Origin of the sequence: Bacteroides sp. AM44-19 (assembly GCF_003603395.1) — a bacterium.
Lineage (GTDB): Bacteria > Bacteroidota > Bacteroidia > Bacteroidales > Bacteroidaceae > Bacteroides > Bacteroides uniformis.
The window spans coordinates 20,107-21,662 of the sequence record NZ_QTNB01000026.1; the positions used below are offsets into that span (position 1 = coordinate 20,107).

3 protein-coding genes are annotated in these 1,556 nt (G+C 44.5%); all 3 read left to right on the forward strand.

The features are described 5' to 3' along the window. Window positions 1-535 (forward strand): DUF6043 family protein (locus tag DW947_RS21670; RefSeq protein ID WP_243635110.1); only part of this gene is annotated, 535 nt, incomplete at its 5' end. A gap of 169 nt (window positions 536-704) precedes the next feature. Then, window positions 705-1,019, forward strand: coding sequence for a helix-turn-helix transcriptional regulator (locus DW947_RS19955; RefSeq protein ID WP_117859757.1), 315 nt, complete (start codon window positions 705-707; stop codon window positions 1,017-1,019). A 4-nt stretch (window positions 1,020-1,023) separates the two neighbouring features. Continuing rightward, a partial coding sequence (locus tag DW947_RS19960) for a primase-helicase family protein (RefSeq protein ID WP_243635111.1) occupies window positions 1,024-1,556 on the forward strand: 533 nt, incomplete at its 3' end.

Below are 1,556 nucleotides of genomic sequence, written 5' to 3' on the forward strand. Positions count from 1 at the left end.
CGGCATGGTCAAATTCATTATCAGAAAAAGCATCGCCAATGGCATGAGAACCAAAGAGGATTGGCAAGTGTTCAGGAAGCAACAGAAAGCCATTGAGGAAAACTCTCTTGTGGAATGGGCAATAGAAGAAGATGAAGACATGGACGAGGAAGAAACAGATATGTTGCAGGAAGAACAGCCAAAGACCGCAGGACGCAAAGCCGACACACGCACGTTGCCAGAACTTCTGATAGAAAGGCATGACATACTGATTGAAAGAATTGGCACACGATTGAAAACCCATGCTACGGAAACAGATATAGCACGGCTGTTTATCGCACTGGTGGAATACCGCTTCATGCGGAAGTGTCCCATCAAGACTTTCAGAAATGCACTGCACGAGCAGTTCAAGGAACAAGAAATCGTCCACGAAAGAGGCATCCAGAAAGCATACAGAAATCTCACTTCTCCGTTTGGAAACAGCAAGAAACTGGTAAAAGACATTGGTGAAGACCATGAAGCCATCGAGGAATTGAAAGCCTATCTATCCAATTGAAGTTCGTTTAATTCGCTTTTCGTTTTTACGAATTTAACGAATTGAATATCATTGCTTTACGATTGATTTTCATTATATATTTGCGCCACTATCCTAATCGGGGTAGTGGCTTTTCGTTTATAATACTGCCGAAACGGGAAGTCTTACAACCGGCAGTTTCAAGAAGCCTATGACAGACATATTGGCAATTATCCAAAACGGAAACGGCAACATCAAGTTGGAAGTAACAGGAGAAGATTTGCTATTATTCTCCAACCAGTTAATCAGCCGTGCGAAACATGAACTTTCTACCGCCATTGCGGAAGCAAGAAAGGAGAAGTATCTAACCAAAGAGGAAGTGAAAACGATGTGCGGTGTTTGTGATACCACACTCTGGCACTGGTCTAAGAAAAACTATCTGAAGCCTGTAAAGGTTGGGAACAAGGTCAGATACCGACAATCCGACATTCAGAGAATCTTAGGTGAACACAACCCTTTAATCTAAGCCTATGAAGGAGGAAGAATATATGCGCGTAGGAACAACTTTGTACAAGGTGGTCAATCAGCCATGCGCCAATGGCGGTTATGAAAAGAAACGTGTCGTATGGAACAACAGCACATTACGGCAGGACTATGGAAAGAACTATCTTGCCACCGTCCCCAAGTATGACGGCTTTTGCACCGTTCCCAATCATCTGAACTACCAAAAGGAGATTGAGGGGTTTCTGAACCTTTACGAGCCGATAGAGCATAAACCGCAGCAGGGGGACTTCTCCCACATCCAATCCTTGATGCGGCACATCTTCGGAGAGCAATACGAGCTGGGCATGGATTATATGCAACTGCTGTATCTACAGCCGACACAGAAGTTGCCCATTGTCCTGCTCGTTTCAGAAGAACGCAACACTGGCAAAAGCACGTTCTTGAACTTCCTGAAAGCCGTGTTTGAGAACAACGTGACTTTCAACACCAACGAAGATTTCCGCAGCCAGTTCAATTCCGACTGGGCAGGAAAGCTGCTAATCGTTGTGGACGAAGTTTT

What these genes read in the sequence shown, in the direction of transcription:
- DW947_RS19955 (WP_117859757.1), top strand. Translation starts at nt 705, where the DNA reads ATGACAGACATATTGGCAATTATCCAAAACGGAAACGGCAACATCAAG.